Raw genomic sequence first — 2,088 nt, 5'->3', positions numbered from 1 at the left:
CGATCAGACCGGCGAGGGCGGTGAGGACGGTGCGTTCCTCGGGGCTGAAGCCGCGGGGCTGGTCGAAGCCCGGCGCCGTCGCGCGGGCCGTTTCGGCGGCGCACGCGGGCGCGCAGGCGTCGCTGCCCGAGCTGGCCGCACTGATCGTCGACCGGGAGAAGTGGCTGCGCGCCCACCCGCGCGACGACGCGTCATGGGCGGAGCTGGGCGGCGCGTACGTGGAGCGGGGTGCCCGCAGCGGCGACACCGCCTCGTACGTACGGGCCGAGAAGGCGCTGAAGCGGTCCCTGGCCGTCCTCCCCGCCGGAAAGGGGAACGTCGACGCCCAGCTCGGCATGGGCGCGCTGACCAACGCCCGGGGTGACTTCAGGGCGGCCCGGAAGTGGGGCGAGGCGGTACGCAACCACGCGCCGCGCCGCTGGCAGGCCTACCCGGTGCTGATCGACGCCTACAGCGGGCTCGGCGACTACGTGTCCGCCGGGCGGGCCATGGAGCGGCTGCGGGCGCTGCGGCCCGGGGCGCCCGCGCTGTCCCGCGCCGCCCTCGTGTACCGGGACAAGGGCTGGCGCGAGGACGCCTCCGCGCTCGCGCACGACGCGGTGGCGCTGGCCGCCACACCGGCGGAGAAGGCGGCGTGCCTGGCACGGCTCGGCGACCTCGCCTGGGAGCGCGGCGAGCCCGCCGAGGCCATCGCCTCCTACGAACCGGCGCTGCGCCTCGTGCCGGGCCACGCCCCGTCGCTGGCCGGGCGGGCGCGGGCCCTGGCGGCGCTCGGGCGGACGGACGAGGCGCTGCGGGACTACGGGGCCGCCATGGAGGCGCTGCCGTCGCCGCAGTACGCCCTGGAGGCGGGCGAGTTGTACGAGTCGCTGGGCCTGGACGGGGACGCCCGGACGCAGTACGAGGTGCTGCGCGTACGGGCCATGGAGGCGGGGACGCACGGAGTGAACGGGGCGCTCGTGGTGGCCCGGTACGAGGCGGACCACGGCAACCCGGAGGCCGCGGTGAAGGCGCTGCGCGCCGAGTGGGCGAAGGGGCACCGGTCCGTGCACGTCGCCGACGCGCTCGGCTGGGCGCTGTACCGGGCGGGGGAGCCGGAGGAGGCGCTCCCGTACGCCCGGCGGGCCACGGAACAGGGCCTGCGCAGCGCGCTGTTCGCGTACCACCGGGGCCAGATCGAGCGGGAGCTGGGCAAATGGGGCCCTGCGCGGCGGCACATCGCCGAGGCGCTGCGCATCAACCCGGACTTCTCGCCCCTGCTGGCGCCCAAGGCCCGCCGGGCACTGGCTGCGCTGGGCGAGCCGCCGGACGGCGGGCCGAAGGACGTGTACGGCGAGGAGCGGGAGCCCCGGCAGCGCTCCGGGGCCGGGTCGTCGCGCGTCTGGTCGCCCCCGCCGCGGGATCCGGAGCGCCGGCAGCCACAGCCGCGGGAGCCGCGCCGGCCGGAGGGCACGGCGTCACCGAGCACGCCACCGCCCGGAACGGCGCCGACACCGTCCACGTCGCCGCCCCCGGGGCGGTAAGCCCTCGGGACGGTGAGCCCCCTGGGCGGTGACCCCTCGAGGCGGTAAGCCCTCGGGGCGGTGACCCCCTGGGCGGTAAGCCCTCCGGGCGGTGACCCCTCCGGGCGGTGAGTCCCCGGGACGGTCACCCCTCCGGGACGGTCACCCCTCCGGACGGTCACCCCTCCGGGCGGTGAGCCCCCGGAGCGGTAAGCCCTCCGGGCGGTAAGCCCTCGGGGCGGTAAGCCCTCCGGGCGGTAAGCCCTCGGGGCGGTAAGCCCTCGGGGCGGTGACCCCCCGGACGGTGACCCCTCCGGGCGGTGAACCCCCGGAGCGGCAAGCCCTCCGGGCGGTGAACCCTCCGGGCGGTGAACCCTCGGGACGGTAAGCCCTCGGGACGGTGAGCCCCCCGGGCGGTGAGCCCTCGGGGCGCCGCCGTGCCGAGGGGCGCGTCGCGCCCGCGGGGCGTCCGGCCCCTGTCCGGCTCGGCCACCGGCCCTGTCCGGCGCTCGGCCGCCCGGCCCCCGTACCGCCCAGCCGGACGGCATCGAAGCGATCACGACCGAGCAGTTCGACCGGGTGATGA

At 77.8% G+C, this 2,088-nt stretch carries 1 protein-coding gene; it reads left to right on the top strand.

Features of this window, described 5'->3' with window-relative positions; all coding sequences use genetic code 11:
• Positions 1–44 precede the first annotated feature (44 nt).
• Entirely contained in the window at positions 45–1,523 is a 1,479-nt protein-coding gene (locus ABT360_RS35245) for a tetratricopeptide repeat protein (protein WP_444852381.1), read from the top strand.
• The last annotated feature ends 565 nt before the right edge of the window (positions 1,524–2,088 follow it).

The sequence above is a fragment of the Streptomyces sp. NPDC000229 genome (assembly GCF_040300825.1).
GTDB lineage: Bacteria > Actinomycetota > Actinomycetes > Streptomycetales > Streptomycetaceae > Streptomyces.
The sequence above is the reverse complement of the archived record's forward strand: the minus strand, read 5'-3'. Positions and strand labels throughout refer to the sequence as shown.